Source organism: Glycomyces sp. NPDC021274 (genome assembly GCF_040641195.1).
In the GTDB taxonomy this organism is placed as follows: Bacteria; Actinomycetota; Actinomycetes; order Mycobacteriales; family Micromonosporaceae; genus Glycomyces.
The window spans coordinates 834,157-853,065 of sequence record NZ_JBFADC010000002.1 but is presented as its reverse complement, the minus strand read 5'-3'; the positions used below and the strand labels follow the sequence as shown (position 1 = coordinate 853,065).

Sequence of the window (18,909 nt, the reverse complement as noted above, 5' to 3'; positions counted from 1 at the left end):
CACCACCCCCCCCCGCCCCCATGCCCAGCCGTCGGGGGGGGGGCGGCCGCCCCCCCCCCCCCCCCCCACTCCACCGCGAACCACCGCTCCTTCGAGCAATCCCTCACACGCAGTACCACCGAAAGGACAGCGACGTGGCTACTCCCTCACACGGGTCGATCTTCCGGCGCCGATCACTGCTCAAGGCGGCCGGCCTCGGCGCCGCCGGCGCCGCGGGTCTTCCCCTCGTCTCCGCGTGCAGTGACATCCAGAGCAGCGACGGCAGCACGCAGGTCACCGAAGGGTTCGACTTCCTGCCGCAGTACAAGGAATGGCCGCTCCCGGTCGAGCCCGACCTCGTGGGCGAACCGCCGAACCACCGGTCCGGGTTCCTCTCCTACCCCGAGCCGGCACAGGCGATCCCCGAACCGCCCGCGAACAGCGGCACCTACCGGATCACCGTTCCGACCTGGGGCACACCGCCTCCCAGCGACGACTCCTACTTCGCGGCGGTCCAAGAAGCGTGGGGCGGCACGGTCATCGAACTGGCCCACGCGGACGGCAACACCTACGCCGAGACCTCGAACCAGTGGATCCAGGCCAGCGAGTTCGGCGACGGCATCCACATGTTCAGCTGGATGCTCGGCTCCCACCCCAACTTCCGCGAGACCGTGGTCAACCGGTTCTACGACCTCACCGACATCCTGACCGGCGACATCTCCGAGCGCTGGCCCCTGCTCGCCGGCCGGGTCACCGAGGCCTGGGGCAAGTCGGTCTGGTCGAAGGACCCCGAGGACCCCGAGAGCGCCCGCCTCTACGGCATCCCCGGCAGTCTGGCCGGCGGTCCGCAGAACGGCATGTACGTCCGCACCGACCTGCTCGAGGCGGCGGACCTGGCCGTTCCCACCACAGTGGAGGAAGTGCTCGAGGTCGCCCGCGCCTGGTCGGACGACGCGGCCGGCAGGTGGGCGTTCTACGGCCTCGACTACCTCACTCCCCAGTGGTTCGGTCTGGCCTCCGGCAACGGCTGGGCCTGGATCGACGGGAAGCTCGTCCACAACTGCGAACGCCCCGAGTACACCGAGTGGCTCGAGTTCCGGCGCACGGTCTGGGACGAGAAGCTCATCCACCCCGACGCCCCCGCGGCCTCCCTGGACCCCAAGGAGCTGCACAAGGCGGGGACGACCCTGTTCCATCAGGACGGCATGTCCTACTGGGGCGACTACAGCGGCAGCGTCACCAGGGGCGAGATCGAGGGCGCCGTCGTCCCGCTCGGCCCTGTCGCCGCGGGCGGGCGGACGCCGGTGGTGTTCGGCACCGCCGACGTCGAGGGCTGGCTGTTCCTCAGCAAGAGCCTCTCCGTCGAGCAGGTCGAGGAGATCCTGGACGTCGCCAACTTCTGCGCCGCCCCGTTCGGCACCATCGAGAACCAGCTGCTCGACTACGGCATCGAGGGCGACCACTTCGAGTTCGACGCCGCCGGCGTCCCGCGCACGAACGACCACGGCAGCGCGACCATCGGCGGCTACTACGGCATCTCCGGCAAGGTCCAGACGTTCCACACCGGCGACCCGGTCCTCGTCCAGCAGCGGTTCGACTACGACGCCTCGGTCCTGGACCACCTCGAGAAGGACATCTTCGAAGGCATCCGCGTCGAAGCGCCCGCGGCCTTCATCTCCGCGTTGCAGACCCTGAAGGACCAGGAGGCCGACGTGGTCTACGGGCGTTCCGAGATCGCGGACATCCCGGCCATGGTCGACACCTTCCTGAGCAACGGCGGCGAGGACGCGCGAGCGCCGTTCACCGACGCCTACAAGATCGTCAACGGCGAATAAGGCGAAGGAGGGGGAGCGGCACGCACCGTCGATCGGGCGATGCCGCTCCCCCTCGACCATTCCTCCGAAAGGGAGTCCTCATGGCAATGCAACGACGCACGTTCCTGAACCTGGGCGCTGCCGGCGCCCTGGGCGTGGGCGTGTCACTGCTCGGCACCGCGCAGGCGCACGCCGCACCCGCACCGGCCAACCCGTTCGCCGTGGGCGTGCGCAGGTACGACTGGTACCGCGGCACCCGCCCGGTCACCACCTACGTCTACTACCCGGCCGCCGGCACCGCAGGCGGCACCCCGGTCGCGGACGCCCCGGTCGCGAACGGGGTCTTCCCCGTCTACGCCTACACCCACGGCCTGGGCGGCAACCCCGCCAACTCCACGTTCGCCCCGGGCCTGGCCTCGGCGGGCTTCATCGTCCCGTCCCCGCACTTCCAGCACAGCCTGAACGACGTCAACAGCGGCAACACCTCCCGCGACGTCTCCCAGGTGCTCACGAACACCCTCGCCCTCAACACCAGCGGACCGCTCGCCGGACACGTCCGCACCGACATCGGCGTGGGCGCCTGCGGCCACTCGATGGGCGGCATGACCACCCACGGCCTGCTCACCTCCTGGCCCGACAGCCGCATCATCTCCGCCAACCCGCAGTCGTGCCTGGACATGGGCAACCCGTCGAGCTCGGTCAACGCCAAGGTCCTCTTCGTCCACGGCGACCAGGACGGGACCACCGCGTACTCCTCGGGCCGACAGGCCTACAACGAGATCACCTGGCCGAAGGCGTTCCTCACCTTCGTCGGCGGCAGTCACAACAGCTTCTGGGACGACCTGCGCTTCAGGAACACCGTCCGGAACTGGGCGCAGTGGACGATGTACGGCGACACCGCGGCCCGGGACCGCCTGCCCGTCGACGCGGCCGGCTCCAACACCAAATGGGAGGCCGCGCTGGGCGGCAACCCCAACGGTCCGGGCTCTTACCGGCTGATCGCGCAGCATTCGGGGAAGTACGCGGACATCAACGGGGTCTCCACTGCTGCCGGGGCGCTGCTGCACCAGTGGTCGGGCACCGGACGCACCAACCAGCAGTTCCAGTTCGTCGACGCCGGCGAGGGCCACTTCAAGATCAAAGCGAGCCACTCGGGCCTGGTCCTGCAGGTCGCGAGCAACAGCAACGGCGCGGACATCACGCAGCAGGCCGACACCGGCGCGCACAGCCAGCACTGGCGCCTGACCGACCACGGGAACAACGTCGTCAGCATCATCAACCGCCAGTCCGGCCTGGCCATGGACGTGTGGGGCTACTCCAGTGCGGACGGCGCCCGCATCTCCCAGTACACCCCCAACGGCAACGCCAACCAACGCTTCACCCGCCAAGCAGTCTGACACCGCTCAAGTGATCGACCCTGTGCGGCCGGACCGCGGTCCGGCCGCACAGGCGTGTCTTCAGCGCGGCGGCGACGCCGTGAGGGATCGGCGATCACGCAGTGAAGGGGCGGCGCGAATGCGCCGCCCCTACTCGTGTTGTGCAGTTAAGCCGTACCGGTGACGATGTCGCCGTTGCGGGTCACGGTGTACTCGACGGTCTGACCGCTCCAGAAGTGGACGGTCAAGGTCACCGTGGAGCCGTCGGTGACCGCATCGAAGAACGCCTTGGTCATCTCGATGGCGCCCTCGGCGTAGCGCACCTTGAAGGCGACGTCGAACTCCTTGTAGGAGGTCCAGTTGTGCGGACCGGCGTTGGTGCCGTCCGCGTAGGTGGCCTCCACGGTGGCGACGCGGTCGCCGTTGAACTCGGTGGGGATCTCCAGCGAGGCGGTGGTGCCCTCGGCGTCCTGGAGGACGGGGTCGCTCGCGCTGATCACGTTGAGCTTCCACGGCATGCCGGCCGAGAAGCGCACCGAGAGCTGCGCGGTCGTGCCGGGCTCCCGGTCGCCGAGGATGCGCTTGAGGACCTTGGCCTTGATGGTCAGCGTCGTACCGTCGAGGACGTAGTCCTTGCCTGCCTTCAACTTGCTGTTGCCGAAGTAGAGGGCGCTGAACTCGAGGCCGTTGAGGTTCAACGTCACCGTCTGGTTCCGCACCTTGGTCTCGGCGTCGACGAAGATGAGGTCCGAGGAGGCGGTGCCCGAGCGGGTCGTCCAGGACGAGGAGATGTAGTCGAACTGTTCCTGGTCGCGCCATTCGCGCGCGAAGCGGTCGTAGTGCGTGCCGTTGTCCCACCACATCGTGGTGATGCCCGAGGTGCGGGCCAGGTAGCCGAAGTGCTCGAAGAACTTCAGGTACTCGCCGCGCTCGACCTTGACGTCGTAGCCGTCCAGCAGGCCGTACTCGCCGATGATGACCGGGATGCCCTTGGAGACGAAGGTGTCGACCTGGTCCTGGAAGTTGGCTTCGAGGAGTGCCCGGCTCTCTTCGTCGTAGGTGGTGACCCCGGCGATGTTGACGCTGAAGGGCCAGTAGCCGTAGTTGTGGGTGGTGGCGGCCAGCATCGGGTCGTCCAGCGCCTCGATCTCGGCGGCGAGGGCGTCCAGGTGGACCTGGTCGGACCTGGTGTAGATCGTCTCAAGGACTAGCAGGCGGTCGTCGTTGCCGCCGCCGGAGCCGCGCACGATCTCGTGGAACGAGCGGTTCAGCTCCGCCATGAGCTCGTGGTCTTCGTCGATGCCGGAGGTGCCCTCGAAGCCGACCTCGTTCATGGCCTCGAAGACCAGCTCTTGCGGGTAGTCCTCGAAGGTGTCGGCGATCTGGGTCCAGGTGGCGTCGAACTGGGCCATGACCTGGTCGTGCTGCTCGGGCTTGGACAGGTTCGTGATCCACTGCCACGAGTCGTGATGCGTGTTGATCATGACGTAGAGGTCCGACTCGAGCGCGTAGTCGACGATCTCCTGCACCCGCTCCATGACAGCCGGGTCGATCGTGTAGTCGGGCGCGGGACCGGTGTGGTTGCCCCAGCTGACGGGGATGCGGACCGAGTTGAAGCCTTCGGCCTTGATGTCGTCGAAGAAGGATTCGTCGACGCGCGGGTTGCCCCAGGCGGTCTCGTCGGCGCCGGGGCTGCAGCACATGGCGTCGAGCGTGTTGCCGAGGTTCCAGCCCGGCTGCATGGCCGCGACGATCGCCTCGGCGGACTGCGGCTCGGCGTCCTGAGCCTGCGATGCGGCCGGGACGGCCAGCATGGAAAGGGCGATCGGGGCTGCCAGGAGCAGCCGCATTGCCTTGCGTATCAAAGGAGTTCCCCTTTCGGCGCACCCTGGGACGGTCCGCGAGCGCGGATGGGTGCGATGGGTGGATGCCGGCTCGTCCCGGGTTGCCGCGGGACGAGATATGGAAAGACTGCTATATCCCACTGGCCGGTGTCAATGTTTGGACGCCCGTAAAAACTTAACAATTCAATTATGACCCGGATGCCGGTGAACAGGCGCTCGAGGTTCGTCGCCCGCATTGAACAGGTCGGGTCGTGCTGCGCTCCCGCCTCGGCGGAAGGCGATGCACCGGACGGGGCGTGCAGGGCCGCTACCGGTGAGGGCCGCTGTCGGTGAGGACGTCGACGAAGTTGCCTCGCACCTAGCGAACGACGACCGGCTCCGGTGCCGCAGTCCGCACCTGCCCGTCTGCTTCGATTGCCCGCGATCCCGGAATGCACGCCGCGAGGACGGCTGCCGCTGCCGACACCAGAGCGCCGACGAGCAGTGCGACCCGGAATGCCGCTTCGGATGGCAGGGCGGTGGCGCCGGAGCCGATCGTGAGACCGGCCAGCACGACGCCGATCACCGTGGAGCCGATGGTCGTGCCCAGCGAGCGCATGAGGGTGTTGAAGCTGTTGGCGGAGGCGGTCTCGGATTTCGGGACCGAACCCATGATGAGCGCCGGCATCGCGCCGAAGGCGAACGCCACGCCGCTGTTCACCACGACGGCGGTGGCGAGGATCCCCCAGGTGCTCCCCATGCCCAGCAGGGCGACGCCGTATCCGAGGGCGATGATGATCGAGCCGAGCACCAGGGTGAACTTCGGTCCCCGGGCGTCGGAGAGGTGGCCGCCGACCGGGGCGAGGATGAGCATCATCAGTCCGGCCGGCGCCATCCAGAGCCCGGCGGCGAGCACGGATTGGCCGAGCCCGTAGCCGGTGAACGCCGGGAGCTGCAGCACCTGCGGCAGGACGAGCATGCTCGAGAACATGCCGAAGCCGACGAAAATCGAAGCGATGTTGGTCAGCAGTACTCGCGGACTTGCGGTGGTGCGCAAGTCGACAAGCGGCTCCGCCTTCCTGGTCTCCCACCACCCCCACGAGAGCAGGGCTGCGACGGCGAGTGCGAGCAGGCCGAGCGTCAGCGGCGACGACCACCCCCAGCTCGAGCCCTTCGACAGCGGGAGCATCAAGCTCACCAGTCCGACGGCGAGTCCGACGGCCCCGACCCAGTCGAAGTGCTGACGCCGTGCGGCGGTTTCGGGCGAAGGGGCGGCGATCCAGAGGACGACGGCGATCAGGACGGTGATGGCGGCGCTGCCCCAGAACAGCGCTCGCCAGTCGGCGAATTCGATGACGGCAGCCGAGGCCGGCAGTCCGATCGCGCCGCCGACACCGAGTGTCGAACTCACCGTTGCGATGGCGGAGGAGAGCTTCTGCGGCGGGAGCGCATCGCGCAGCAGGGCGATGCCGAGCGGCATGATGCCGCTGCCGAGCCCCTGCAGCGCGCGGCCGGTGATCATGAGTTCGACGTTGGGCGCGAGTGCGCACACCACCGCGCCGAGCGCCAATGGAATGGTGCAGACCAGCAGCATCCGCTTCTTGCTGAACATGTCGCCCAGGCGTCCGGCGATCGGCACGAAGACGCCGGCGGCGAGCAGGGTCGCGGTGACGACCCACGCGGTGTTCTCGGCGCTCGTGCCGAAGATGTGCGGCAGCGACGGGATGAGCGGCGTGATCATCGTCTGCGTGAGCGCTGCGGAGATCCCGGCGAATGCCAGTGCGCCGACGAGCAGGCCTGAACGCTCCCGCAGAGCGGTCAAGTGCGTCGAAGGTCTGTTCAGAATTTTCAAGGCTCGTCCTTGTCCTTGTTGCAGTGCAGTCGGTTTCGACCGGTCGTCGATAGTCCGAAGGCGCGAGGAGTTCGCGGTCGATGTGTTCGCTGAGCCAGGCCGAGCGCAACGTGCCGCAGATGCTCGGTGGCCGCGCTGGCAGGCCCGCTTGACACGGGGTGGCTTCATCTATATCTTAGTCACACGTGTTACTAGATGTAGTCACACGTGTTGACCAGGGATGAAGATCTACTGCCTGTTTGTGCCCGAGTGTCCTGGTCGAATTTTGACGAAGGAGTCAATATGGCATCGCATCAAGAATCCGGGGCCCCCGTTGCGGAGGCCGGCCCGGCGGTCGGCTCTCCCGATTCGCCCGAGAACGCTCCGGCGGGGTCGCCGCCCGCCGCCGAGACTCCCGTGCGCATGGGGGAGCGGCTCGCCTACAGCGTCGGCGACGTCGGCGGCAACCTGATCTTCGCGGCCGTGTCGTCGTTCGTGCTGTTCTACTTCACTGACACCGTCGGCATCGGTGCGGCGATCGCAGGCACGATCATCCTGCTCGGGCGCGTGCTCGACGGCACGATGGACCTCGTCATCGGCACCATGATCGACAAGACGAAGACCCGCTGGGGCAAGGCCCGACCATGGGTGCTCCTGAGCACTCCGATCGTCGTGCTGGCGTTCATCGGGCTCTTCAACGTGCCCGCCGGGCTCAGCTCGACGGGCAAGGAGATCTACGCGTTCGTCTTCTACTTCCTCTGCCTGGCCATCGGCTACACCGGATCCAACCTCGCGTACCACACGCTGCTCTCCGTGATCACCTCCGACGGCAAGACCCGGGTCAGCCTGACGGTGATGCGCACCTTCGCCGCCCTCACGGCGACACTGCTCGTCAACTTCTTCACGATCCCGCTGATCGCACGCTTCGGCGGCGGCCAGGGCGGCTGGACGGCGGTCGTGACGATCTACGGGGCGGTCGCCGCCATCACCTTCATCGTCGTGTTCCTCGGCACGAAGGAGCGCGTGACCACCACCGTCGAGAGCGACCACAGCGCGGCCCGACCGGTCCGTGAACTCCTCCGCATCCTCTTGAAGAACCCGTACTTCTACCTCGGCTTCGCGCTGTTCTTCACCCAGAACCTGGCCGCCGGCATCGGAGGCGCGGGCATCTACTTCGCCCGCGACGTGCTCGGCGACGCCGGCCTCTACGGCTTCTTCAGCCTGGCCGGCATCGGCCCACTGCTCATCGGCATGTGGTTCATGCCCGCCATCACCGGGCGTTTCGGGAAGCGGCTGCCGTTCCTCGTCGGCTCGGCGCTGGCGGCGGCGGGGATGCTGATCGCACTGAGCGACCCGACCGACTTCAATGTGGTGATCGCGGGCGCCCTGATCCGGGCGATCGGCACGATCCCGGTCTCCGCCGCGCTCTTCGCGCTCATCGCCGACATCGTCGACTACGGCGAGTGGAAGTCCGGCGTGCGCATCGACGGCATGACCTACTCCGCGGCGACCGCGGGCCAGAACCTCGGCGCCGGCGTCGGCGCTGCACTGATCGGCTGGCTCCTCGCGTTCGCGCAGTACGACGGCACCGCCGCAGTGCAGCCGCAGTCGGCCGTCGACATGGAGGTCTTCCTCTACCTCGGCATCCCACTCATCGTCTGTGTACTGCAGTTCATGGTCGTGTTCTTCCTCAACCTCGACCGCTACCAGCCGCGGATGACGCAGGACCTCATCGCGAGGCGCACCGGCGCCCTCCCCGCCGCCCAAGACTGAGCTCCCGCGCGGACCGGGATCAGTCCGTTCACGACAGCACAGAAAGCACCCGCATGTCTCGACACTCTTTCAATCGTCACTGGACGGTGCGTCCCAAGACGAGCATCTTCGCGCAGCTCGGCCGCCCGGCCGCGGCAGCGGAGGAGGTCACCCTGCCCCACGACGCCCTCTTCTCCGAGGAGCGGTCGGCGGCCAACCCGGGGAAGACCGCCTATTTCCCGAGCGCCGCCTATGAGTACTCGAAGACGTTCAACGTGCCGGAGTCGTACCGGACCAAGCGGGTCGCCGTCGAATTCCAAGGGGCGCACCGGGACGCGATGGTCTACGTCAACGACGCCTTCGCCGGGCAGCGCCCGTTCGGATACTCGGCCTTCACCGTTCCGCTCGACGACCACCTCCGCTACGGCGAGGAGAACACCATCACGGTGGAAGTGCGGGCGCACGACGACTCCCGCTGGTACGCCGGGGCGGGCCTGTACCGCGAGGCGACGCTCATCGTGACCGAGCTGATCCGGATCGGCCTGGACGGGCCCCGCATCACCACTCCTGACATCGATGCCGACCGCGCGATGGTCGAGATCGCGGTCCCCGTGGACCACCGCGGCCTCAGCGCCGAGACGGTCTCGGTGCGCACGGAGCTGCTCGACCCCGCGGGCCTGGTCGTCGCCGGCACGAGCGCACCGATCACCGTGCGGGCCGGTACCACCGGGGTCGCCAGGCATCGGCTCCTCGTTCCGGAGCCGCAACTCTGGAATGTGGACACGCCGCACCTCTACAGCGCCGTCGTCCGGCTCGAGCAGGACGGGACGGTGCTCGACGAGCGCCGCAACAGTGTCGGCATCCGGCGCCTGCAACTCGACCCCGTGTACGGCCTGCGCATCAACGGCGTGTCGACGAAGCTGCGCGGCGCCTGCATCCACCACGACAACGGCCTGCTCGGGGCGGCTGCCGTCGCCCGCGCGGAGGAGCGCAAGATCGAGCTGCTGAAGGCCGCCGGGTTCAACGCGATCCGCAGCTCGCACAACCCGGCGAGCTCAGCTCTGCTGGACGCCTGCGACCGCATCGGCATGCTCGTCATGGACGAGGCCTTCGACATCTGGACCGAGAGCAAGTCGAACTTCGACTACTCGCTGGCCTTCCCCGAGTGGTGGGAACGCGACATCGAGGCCTTCGTGACCAAGAACCGCAACCACCCCAGCGTCATCTTCTACTCGATCGGCAACGAGATTCCCGAGACGGGCCATCCACTCGGCTCCGAATGGGGACGGCGCCTCGCCGAGAAGATCCGCGAACTCGACGACACCCGCTTCATCACCAACGGTGTGAACGGCTTCGTCTCCACCCTCAAGACCCTGCTGCCGATGATGCAGCAGCGCGGCGCCTCCGGCGGCGACGGCGGCGTCAACGACGCCATGGGCAACGCCGGGGACATGCTCAACCGGGTCAACACCTCGACCACCGTCACCGAGCGGACCGCCGAGTCCTTCGCGCTGCTCGACGCGGCGGGCATGAACTACGGGGACGCCCGCTACGAGATGGACTGCGAGCTGTTCCCCGACCGCGTCATCATCGGCACCGAGACCTTCCCCCCGCACATCGACGTGAACTGGGCCCTGGTCCGCAAGCACGCGAACGTGCTCGGCGACTTCACCTGGACCGGATGGGACTACCTCGGCGAGGTCGGCATCGGCCGCAACCAGTTCCTCGACGAGCCGTCCGCGTTCGAGGCGCCGTTCCCCTGGCTCACCGCCTGGTGCGGCGACCTCGACCTGACCGGCTACCGACGACCGGCCTCCTACTACCGCGAGATCGTCTTCGGACTGCGCACCGAGCCCTATATCGCGGTCGTCGACCCGGCCGCGGTGGGCCGGGAGGCACGCCCCGGCCAGTGGGCCTGGAGCGAGAGCATCGCCAGCTGGGACTGGGCGGTCGACCCCGGGACCGCCATGCGCGTCGAGGTCTACAGCGATGCCGAGGAGGTGGAACTGCTCCTCAACGACCGCTCCCTCGGCACACGCCCCGCAGGGCAAGACCACCGCTTCCGCGCCGTGTTCGACCTGCCGTACGAGTCCGGATCCATTGAGGCATATGCGATACGCGGCGGTCAGCGGGCCGAGCGCTTCGCGCTGCGCTCGAGCGTCGGCGGCGTCCGACTCGCGGTCACCGCCGACCGCGACGTCATCCGCGACGACGCAGACGATCTCGCCTACTTGGACATTGAGCTGCGCGACAGCGCGGGCACACTCGTGACCGACGCCGATCGGACCGTCACGGTGACCGTGGATGGCGCCGCGCTCGCCGCGGTCGGCAGCGCCCGACCCGACAACCTCGAGCGGTTCGATCAAGGAGCGCACTCGACCTACCGCGGACGGGCGCAGGCGATCATTCGCCCGACCGGTCCCGGCCCCGTGGCGGTCACCGTCGGCGCCGAAGGCCTGGAATCCCGCGAGCTGCGCCTCTCGGTCAAGTGACGCCCGCGGGCGGTATCAGGAACTCTCGCGCTCCACGAGCGTGAACCGGTGCACCGGCTCGGTCTCGGCGTCGACGTCGCGGCCGAGCCGGCGCTCCAACTGGATCGACAGCAGGTCGACCATCGTCGCGATACCCGTATCCACGGTCGACAGCGTCGGTGAACTCAACGCGCTCATCGGCGTGTTATCGACTCCGACCAGCGAAACCGTCTCCGGCACCTCCACGCCTTCGCGGCGCGCACCGGCGAGCAGCGCCATCCCCACATCGTCGTTGTAGCAGGCGATCCCCGCAGGACCGCCGGCCTCGAGCACCGCTCGCAATGCCGCCGCACCGCCTTCGACGGTGAGCGGCACTGAGACGGTGCGCGGCGGCTCCAGTCCGCGTTCCTCGCAGTAGCGCTGCAGCGCCTTGAACCGATGGGGCCCGTAGGCGTCGATGCGGTTGTCGGAGAGGGACGCGAACCAGAGGCGGCGCGGTCCCCGGCGCAGCAGCGCGTCGGCCTGGATCTCGCCGATGCCTCCGTCGGGCTGCCCGCCGCCGCGCCGCAGCGACGACACGACGATCACGCCGGTCTTCTCAACGTTCTCGCGATCCTCTGCACTGAGCACGCCGAAGTCGACCACGGCAAGGGGTCGCAGCGCCCGTATGGCGTCCAGTGTGGCATCGACGGTCGTGCTCGCGAAGCGGACGACCACGTTGCCGCCGAAAGTGGCGGAGTGCTCCACGACGCGGTCCACCGCGTCTTGCAGGTTGCTGCCGAACGTCGTGTTCGGGAGCAGCACGATGACCGTGTCGCTGCGTCCGCTGACGAGCGATCGCCCCGCGGACGAGGGCCGGTAACGCAGCCGCTCGGCGGCATCGAGCACACGCCGCCGAGTCTCCTCGGGAAAGCGGTCGAGCTTGCCGTTGAGGATGAAACTCACCGTAGACCGCGAGACCCCCGCCAGGCGGGCCACGTCAGCGGCGGTGGCCGGCTTCTCCAAGACAGGCTCAGACGTCATCCCACCATTCTGATCGACGCGCAGTCGCCGATCCAGGCGGGTTGGTCGTAGTGCTCAGGGTGACGCTCTTCATGCTGAGCACCGATCCGGAGGTCATCCCGGTGCATCGGCGGCGTCCCGTCGATGCACCGGCTCGAGTCAGCCGCCGTTGGACTGGCGGGTGCCCTCGGCGAGGGCCTCGAAGGTGTAGAGGTAGCCGCCGTCGGGGCCGCTGACGGTGACGACGCCTTCGGTGGTCCCGGGTTCGATGGCGACGTTGGTCGCGGTGTCGAGGTCGGGGGCGTCCTCGGGAAGCGCGATCACGGCGAGGAGATCACCGTCCGGACTGTAGACGTGGATCTCCGGTTTGCCGTGGAAGCCTTGGTAGACGTTGCCCTCGGCGTCGACCGCCGTCGAGTCGACCCGCGCCTTGCCGCCGTCGACGTACATGCCCGGGTAGGCGGCCGCCACCCCGGTCCGGGTCTCGTCGAGGGCGAAGTAGTCGATGCGGTTCGCGTTGTACTGCGCGATCCAAAGTCCCGAGTGGTCCTCATCGAAGCTGATGCCGTTGGGGGAGGGGAGATCGGCGGCTAGCACGATGGCGTCGCCTTCGGCGCTGACGCGGATGATCCTCCCGGGGGTCTCCCATCCGGGGCCGTCCATGCCGCGGGTGTCGGTGATGTAGAGGTTGCCTTCGGGATCGAAGGCGATGTCGTCGGGCAGCATCGTCGCGCCCTCGATCTCGCCGGCGAAGAGCGTCCGCGGGTCCGTGCCGTCAAGGGCGATGCTCTTGACGGCGCCGCCGACGAAGTCGGTGAGGTAGAGGCGGCCGTCGACCGGACTGATCTGCGCGGAGGTGAACGCGCTCGTCTCGTCGGTGTAGACCGGTTCGGCCGTCTGCTCCTCGACGTCGACGCGGAGCACCTTCGGCTCGCCGGAAGGCGCCATGACGTCGACCAGGAAGAGCCGCCCGTCCTCGTCGAAGACCGGGCCTTCGAGCAGCGTCCCGCCGGACAGGGCGTGGGGTTCGGTGACCTGCATCAGCTCGTCCGCGATCTGGTGTTCGGTCTCACGGTCCTTCTCGGCGTGGGCCGGGTCTGCGCCGCACCCGCCGGCAACGAGCGGGACGAGCAAGGTGCAGGTGATCAGGAGGCGCTTCACGAGGCCACCTCTGCGGCGTGGTCGAGGCGTCGTTGTGCGTCCTCGTCGGTGCGGACCAGCACCTCGCCCATGTCGCCGCCACGCCATTCGCGCAGTAGGCGGTGGAATGCGACAGGGCCGGGTGCGTACGAGGATCCAGCGGAGGTCCGGGCGCCCTCGCCGTTGTAGTAGCCAGGGGTGCAATCGGCCAGGAAGTCGCCGCCGTCGCGCGTGGTGTCCTGAATGGTGCGGGCCCATCGCTCGGTGGCGTCGGCCGTGGGCTCGATGCGTCGGGCTCCCTCGTCTTCGGCGCGGGCGATGACGGCGGCGACGTGCTCGGCCTGCTCTTGGAGGATGTGGACGAAGTTGACGGCGTTGGCGTTCTGGAGGGAGCCGAGGTGGAACAGGTTCGGGAACCCGTGGCTGTAGAAGCCGTGCAACGTGCGGGGGCCCGTGGCCCACGACTCGAGGAGGCTCTGCCCGCCGCGCCCGGTGACCGGCAGGGTGCCGGACATGACGCCGGAGATGCCGGCGTCGAAGCCGGTGGCGAAGATGACGCAGTCGACCTCGTACTCGTTGTCGCCGACGACGATCGCGTTCTCGGTCATACCGGTGATGCCGTGGGTGTCGGCGGTGTCGACGAGCGTGACGTTGGGGCGGTTGAACGCCTGGAGGTAGTGGTCGGAGAACCCGGGACGCTTGCACATGTACCGGTACCAGGGCTTGAGCGCCTCCGCGGTGGCCGGGTCGGCGACGATCGCGTCGACGCGGGCGCGGATGCGGTTCATCGTGGCGGCGTCGTCCAGCTCGTCGCGGACCGCCCGGTCCTTCTCGGTGAGGGACTCGTCGACGGCGCCGGTGATGATGCTGCGCTGCAACGCGACGGTGGCCGTCCACCCGTCGGTGACGAGCGGTTCGTCGACCGGCTCGCCTGCGAGAACGGCGAGGAAGTTCTCCATGCGTTCGCGCTGCCATCCCGGTTTGAGCGACGCCGCCCATTCGGGGTCGGTGGGGCGGTTGTCGCGTACGTCCACGGTGGATGGTGTCCGTTGAAACACGAACAGCTCGTCCGCGCTCTCGGCGAGCACGGGCACGACCTGCAGTCCTGTCGCGCCGGTACCGACGACCGCGATTTTCTTGTCGGCGAGACCGGTCAGGTTCCCGTCGGCGCTGCCTCCGGTGTAGCCGTAGTCCCAGCGGCTGGTGTGGAAGGTGTGCCCGCCGAATTTCTCGATGCCGGGGATGCCCGGGAGCTTGGGCTGGGTGAGCGTGCCGGTCGAGGTGATGACGTACCGGGCGCGGAAGCGGTCGCCGCGGTCGGTCTCGACGATCCACTCGTTCGCTTCCTCGTCCCAGGTCAGAGCAGTGGAGCGGGTCTGGAAGAGCGTGTCGCGGTAGAGGTCGTAGTGCTCGGCGATGCGCACGGCGTGGCGACGGATCTCCTCGCCTTTCGCGTACCGCTCGGTCGGGATCGTGCCGGTCTCCTCGAGCAGCGGCATGTACACGTAGGACTCGATGTCGCAGCGCACGCCCGGGTACCGGTTCCAGTACCAGGTGCCGCCGACGTCGCCGGCCTCGTCCATGAGCCGGACCGACTCGAACCCGGCCTCCCGCAGCGACGCGGCCGCGAGGAGGCCGCCGAACCCGGCGCCGATGACGAGGACGTCGACCCGGCCCGTCTTGGGGCCGCGTTCCTTGAAGGGGGTGTAGGGGTCTTTCGCGTAGTAGCCGAACTCGCCTGCGGCGCTTCGGTACTGGCGTGCGCCGTCAGGCCGGATGCGGCGATCGCGCTCGCGGGCGTACCGCTCGCGGATCGCTTCGAGATCGATCGGCGCTGATAGGGGCTCGTACATGCTGGCTCCTTTTGCCCAAGGGTGTTCGAGCTGTGGCGGTTTCGGACCCGTCGCGGCATCGGCCGCAAACGTCCTGCCAAAGAAGTTAGCCTGAAGCTAACTAAATTTGCAAGGCGGTCTGAGCGCAGCGGCTACCGTGTAGAGGTGACGAACCAGGACAGGCGTGAAGTGCTCAAGAGCATCGAATCGTTGCGGGTCGCGATCTCCGCGCGGTCCATTCCTCGCATCATCGGGCGGCTGATGGAGACGCAACTCACCCTCCAGCAGCTGAAGGTGCTCTCGTCGGTCGTGGTGAACGAAGCGGCCACGACAAGCGCGCTCGCGGAGGATTTCGAAGTTTCCCTGCCCACGATGTCCCGACTCGTCGACCGGCTGGTCAAGCAGGAACTCGTCGAGCGGGCCTCGGACGATGGCGACCAGCGCGTGCGCCGGCTACGGCCCACTCGGCTCGGCCGCGCGGTCGTCGCCGAGATCCTCGGAGCCAGGCCGGAGCTCGGGATTGACGTCATGGACGGGCTCAGCCTGGACGAACTCCGCGCGCTCGAAACGGGCATGCGGGCCGTGAGTCGTGAACTCCAAGCGCTGAGGCACGGCGCGGTCACCTAGCGGTTCGCCAATTGCCCCACTGATCGAGTCCGTCTCGGCAGGACACTTAGTAACACGTGATACTTTCGATCGCGTACCGATGAGCGGTTGCTCTTTGTCAGGCTCGCGGTAATTCGCGCACATGCCGTATTACCTGGTCTTCCATCAATCATCCTGGAAGATGGAGCCCACTTGTCAATCGATGAGAAGCCAGGTCCGCCACCGCGAGCTCACTGAAACCAACGACACGAAGAAAGGCACACCATGAGCCTCGAATCCGTCAGCCTGCGCTTTGCGGGACGGACCGTCATCGTCACAGGCGCCGGGTCCGGCATCGGGCGCGCCACGGCGCTCCGCCTTGCCGCCGAGGGCGCTGCGGTCGTGGCCGCCGATGTCAATGCGACCGGCCTCGCCGAGCTCGCCGCCGAAGCCGACCGTGTCACGCCCGTCGCCGGCGACTTGACCGACCCGAAGACCGTCGCCGAGGTGGTGGCTGCCGCCGACGGCCGCATTGACGGACTCGCGAACGTCGCGGGCATCATGGACGGGTTCCTCCCGGCCGCTGAACTGGACGACGCCACGCTGGAGCGCGTGTTCGCCATCAATGTCACCGCCCCCATGCGGCTGACCCGCGAGGTCCTGCCGCTCATGCTCGAGGCAGGATCGGGATCGATCGTTAATGTCGCCTCCGAAGCGTCGCTGCGCGGCTCAGCCGCCGGCGCGGCGTACACCGCCTCCAAACACGCCATCGCCGGTTACACCAAGAACCTCGCCGTCTTCTACGGCCCCAAAGGCATCCGATCGAACGCCGTGGCCCCCGGCCCCACCATCACCGGCATCGAAGGCTCGATGAAGTCGGCGCTCGCCGCCGAACGCATCGGACCGATCATGCAGGCGGTCCTGCCGGCCCCGGCCCCGGCCGAACACCTAGCGGCGTCCATCGCATGGCTGCTCAGCGACGACTCGGCCAACGTCAACGGCGTGATCCTCCCCAGCGACAACGGATGGTCCGCGATCTGACCGAGCCGACCGGTCGGACTCACGTACAACGGACACGCGCAACGGCGGGGCTGCGGGATTTCGACCCCGCAGCCCCACCAGCGTCCCTGCAGCAGGGGATAAGGCGATGTGCCCCGCTGCGGCGGAGACCGGCTCCTTCTCGGGCTCGTCGGCGGTGTAGTCCCCGAGCTTGCGGTTCGGCAGGAACAATGCGAGCACGGTGCCGACGAGCACGACGGGAACGAGTCCGGCGAACACCGGCAGCAGGGCGTCGGCGTAGGCGGTCGTGATCTGGTCGTGAACGGCCTCGGGCAGTCCTCTGACGATGGCGGGGGTGATCGACTCGGCTCCGGCGCCGCCGAAGTCCGTGCCGATCCCTGCGAGCGCGTCGGTGAGCCGGTTGGTGAAGATCGCGCCGACCACTGCGACGCCGAGCGTGGCGCCGATCTCCCGGAAGAAGTTGTTCGAGGAGGTCGCGGTGCCGACCTCGCTCTGGGGGAAGGCGTTCTGCACCGCGAGCACCAGGGTCTGCATGATCAGGCCGATGCCCGCGCCGATCAGCCCGATATAGACGCACAGCAGTGCGACCGGCGAGGACGGGTCCAGTGTCGACAGGAGCCCGACGCCGACCGGCATGATCGCCATGCCCGCGATCACGAAGCCCTTGTACCGCCCGAACTTGGAGACGAGCACGCCCGAGGTCGAGGCGGTGAGCATGATCCCCGCGACCATGGGGATCAGCAGTAGGCCCGACTCGGTGGCCGAGTAGCCGTAGACCATCTGGAGGTAGGTCGGCATGTAGCTGATCACGGCGAACATGCCGACGCCGATCGCGATCATCCCGATGAGCGTGGCGACGCTGAAGACCGGGTTGCGCAGCATCCTCAGGGGGATGAGCGGTTCGGCGACACGGCTTTCGACGACGCAGAACAGCACCGCGGCGGCGACCGTGGCGGCGCCGAGCCAGAGGATCTGGGGCGAGGTCCATTCGTATTCGGTGCCGCCCCAGGTGCACAGCAGGATCAGCGCGGTGACGGCGACGGCCATGAGCGCCGTCCCGAGGTAGTCGAACGCGACCTTGACGTGCTTGCGGGGCAGTTTGAGGGCAGTGGCGCTGATGATCAGCGCGGCGGCGCCGAGCGGCAGGTTGATCCAGAAGGCCCAGCGCCAGTCGGTGTGGTCGGTGATCCACCCGCCCAGCAGCGGCCCGCCGACGGCCGCGAGTCCGAACACCGCGCCCAAGGGGCCCATGAACTTCGCCCTCTGGCGTACCGGCACGAGGTCGGCGATGATCGCCTGCGACATGATCATCAGCCCGCCGCCGCCGAGGCCCTGGAGGGCGCGGTAGGCGATGAGCTGCGGCATGTCCTGCGCGAACCCGGCCAGAGCGGATCCGGCGACGAAGACCACGAGGGCGGCCAGGAACAACTGCCTGCGGCCGATGAGGTCGCCGAGCTTGCCGTACACGGGCATGCCGATGGTGGCGGCGAGGATGTAGGCCGTAGTCACCCATGCCATGTGGCTGAGTCCGTTGAGCTCGCCGACGATGGTCGGGAGGGCGGTGGCGACAATGGTCTGGTCCAAGGCGGAGAGCAGCATCGACACCATGAGGGCGGCGTAGATCCACCCGAAGTGCGACGGCAGGCGGGAGCCGGCCCCGGTGTCGTCGAGTGCGGCAGAATCGGTCATGGTCGGCTGGCTCCTAGTGCGGGAATGATGACTGAGTCGACGAAGCGGACGAGATACGCCTCGTCGGGGAACGCCCCGGTGTGGATGCGGTGCACCACGGTGGAGGCGAAGAGGAGTTCGGGGACGAATTCGCGCGCCGGTGCGTCCCGCGCGATCTCCCCTCGGTCGGCGGCGCGGTCGAGCACGGTGTCCACTGCCTGACGCATGGGCTCGGCGAGGACCTCGCGCTGTGCCTGGGCCAGGGATTCGTCGGACCGGGCGGCGTTGGCGAGCCCGGTCATCAGCTCGTGGTCCTCCGGCGCGGTGTCGACGATCGCGCTCAGCCCTGCGAGGAGGTCGCCGCGGAGGCTTCCGGTGTCGACATCCTCAAGCGGCGGGGGCCGGTGGTGTCGCACGGCTTCGAGCACCAGGCGCGGCTTGCCGTCCCAGCGGCGGTAGAGCGTCGCCGTACTGCAGCGGGACTGGGACGCAATCTGCTGCATGGTGACCCGTTCGTATCCGTACCTGCGCACCAGCAGCATGACGGCCGCGAAGATCTCGGCCTCGCGCTCGGGCCCGAGTCGTGAACGTCGATTCACAGTGCCCTCCTTATCGA

The 18,909-nt window shown here is 68.1% G+C and carries 13 protein-coding genes; 6 read left to right on the top strand and 7 right to left on the bottom strand.

Going from position 1 to position 18,909, the window contains the following annotated elements:
* Window positions 1-134 precede the first annotated feature (134 nt).
* Entirely contained in the window at window positions 135-1,814 is a 1,680-nt protein-coding gene (locus tag AB0I03_RS07640; RefSeq protein WP_360408061.1) for a hypothetical protein, read from the top strand.
* An 80-nt stretch (window positions 1,815-1,894) separates the two neighbouring features.
* Window positions 1,895-3,190: an RICIN domain-containing protein gene (locus tag AB0I03_RS07635; protein WP_360408058.1), complete on the top strand. Its 1,296-nt coding sequence runs from the start codon at window positions 1,895-1,897 to the stop codon at window positions 3,188-3,190.
* 146 nt (window positions 3,191-3,336) lie between these two features.
* Here the strand turns inward: AB0I03_RS07635 and AB0I03_RS07630 are convergent, their stop codons facing one another.
* The gene (locus AB0I03_RS07630; protein WP_360408055.1) at window positions 3,337-5,034 is read right to left on the bottom strand and encodes a cellulase family glycosylhydrolase; all 1,698 of its coding nucleotides are present in this window, start codon (window positions 5,032-5,034) and stop codon (window positions 3,337-3,339) included.
* 337 nt (window positions 5,035-5,371) lie between these two features.
* Complete coding sequence (locus tag AB0I03_RS07625; RefSeq protein WP_360408052.1) at window positions 5,372-6,814, bottom strand: MFS transporter; 1,443 nt, start codon at window positions 6,812-6,814, stop codon at window positions 5,372-5,374.
* A gap of 312 nt (window positions 6,815-7,126) precedes the next feature.
* Here AB0I03_RS07625 and AB0I03_RS07620 point away from each other — a divergent pair, with 312 nt between their 5' ends.
* Both AB0I03_RS07620 and AB0I03_RS07615 read left to right on the top strand, forming a co-directional pair.
* Window positions 7,127-8,596: a glycoside-pentoside-hexuronide (GPH):cation symporter gene (locus AB0I03_RS07620; RefSeq protein WP_360408049.1), complete on the top strand. Its 1,470-nt coding sequence runs from the start codon at window positions 7,127-7,129 to the stop codon at window positions 8,594-8,596.
* An 86-nt stretch (window positions 8,597-8,682) separates the two neighbouring features.
* Window positions 8,683-11,067, top strand: a complete 2,385-nt coding sequence (locus tag AB0I03_RS07615; RefSeq protein ID WP_360408046.1) for a glycoside hydrolase family 2 TIM barrel-domain containing protein — start codon at window positions 8,683-8,685, stop codon at window positions 11,065-11,067.
* Window positions 11,068-11,082: 15 nt separating this feature from the next.
* Here AB0I03_RS07615 and AB0I03_RS07610 read toward each other — a convergent pair whose 3' ends face one another.
* The 3 genes from AB0I03_RS07610 to AB0I03_RS07600 form a co-directional block, all read right to left on the bottom strand.
* Complete coding sequence (locus tag AB0I03_RS07610; protein ID WP_360408043.1) at window positions 11,083-12,069, bottom strand: LacI family DNA-binding transcriptional regulator; 987 nt, start codon at window positions 12,067-12,069, stop codon at window positions 11,083-11,085.
* A 138-nt stretch (window positions 12,070-12,207) separates the two neighbouring features.
* Window positions 12,208-13,209 carry an SMP-30/gluconolactonase/LRE family protein gene (locus AB0I03_RS07605; RefSeq protein ID WP_360408040.1) on the bottom strand — a complete coding sequence of 334 codons (1,002 nt, stop codon included), beginning with the start codon at window positions 13,207-13,209 and terminating at the stop codon, window positions 12,208-12,210.
* Window positions 13,206-15,041, bottom strand: coding sequence for an NAD(P)/FAD-dependent oxidoreductase (locus tag AB0I03_RS07600; RefSeq protein WP_360408036.1), 1,836 nt, complete (start codon window positions 15,039-15,041; stop codon window positions 13,206-13,208). Before AB0I03_RS07600 ends, AB0I03_RS07605 begins: the two co-directional genes overlap by 4 nt.
* A 144-nt stretch (window positions 15,042-15,185) precedes the next feature.
* Between AB0I03_RS07600 and AB0I03_RS07595 the strand changes: the two genes are divergently transcribed.
* Together AB0I03_RS07595 and AB0I03_RS07590 are read left to right on the top strand one after the other, a co-directional pair.
* Entirely contained in the window at window positions 15,186-15,647 is a 462-nt protein-coding gene (locus AB0I03_RS07595) for a MarR family transcriptional regulator (protein ID WP_360408033.1), read from the top strand.
* A 243-nt stretch (window positions 15,648-15,890) separates the two neighbouring features.
* Window positions 15,891-16,646 carry an SDR family NAD(P)-dependent oxidoreductase gene (locus AB0I03_RS07590; protein WP_360408030.1) on the top strand — a complete coding sequence of 252 codons (756 nt, stop codon included), beginning with the start codon at window positions 15,891-15,893 and terminating at the stop codon, window positions 16,644-16,646.
* On the opposite strand, the gene AB0I03_RS07585 is transcribed toward AB0I03_RS07590, so the two are convergent.
* Window positions 16,554-18,314, bottom strand: a complete 1,761-nt coding sequence (locus AB0I03_RS07585; protein ID WP_360408027.1) for an MDR family MFS transporter — start codon at window positions 18,312-18,314, stop codon at window positions 16,554-16,556. The genes AB0I03_RS07590 and AB0I03_RS07585 overlap by 93 nt on opposite strands.
* Complete coding sequence (locus AB0I03_RS07580) at window positions 18,311-18,892, bottom strand: TetR/AcrR family transcriptional regulator (protein WP_360408024.1); 582 nt, start codon at window positions 18,890-18,892, stop codon at window positions 18,311-18,313. The genes AB0I03_RS07585 and AB0I03_RS07580 overlap by 4 nt, the downstream gene beginning before the upstream one ends.
* Window positions 18,893-18,909: the final 17 nt, after the last annotated feature.

What these genes read in the sequence shown, in the direction of transcription:
- AB0I03_RS07610 (WP_360408043.1), bottom strand. Translation starts at nt 12,069, where the DNA reads ATGACGTCTGAGCCTGTCTTGGAGAAGCCGGCCACCGCCGCTGACGTG.
- AB0I03_RS07590 (WP_360408030.1), top strand. Translation starts at nt 15,891, where the DNA reads ATGAGCCTCGAATCCGTCAGCCTGCGCTTTGCGGGACGGACCGTCATC.
- AB0I03_RS07585 (WP_360408027.1), bottom strand. Translation starts at nt 18,314, where the DNA reads ATGACCGATTCTGCCGCACTCGACGACACCGGGGCCGGCTCCCGCCTG.
- AB0I03_RS07620 (WP_360408049.1), top strand. Translation starts at nt 7,127, where the DNA reads ATGGCATCGCATCAAGAATCCGGGGCCCCCGTTGCGGAGGCCGGCCCG.
- AB0I03_RS07600 (WP_360408036.1), bottom strand. Translation starts at nt 15,041, where the DNA reads ATGTACGAGCCCCTATCAGCGCCGATCGATCTCGAAGCGATCCGCGAG.
- AB0I03_RS07635 (WP_360408058.1), top strand. Translation starts at nt 1,895, where the DNA reads ATGGCAATGCAACGACGCACGTTCCTGAACCTGGGCGCTGCCGGCGCC.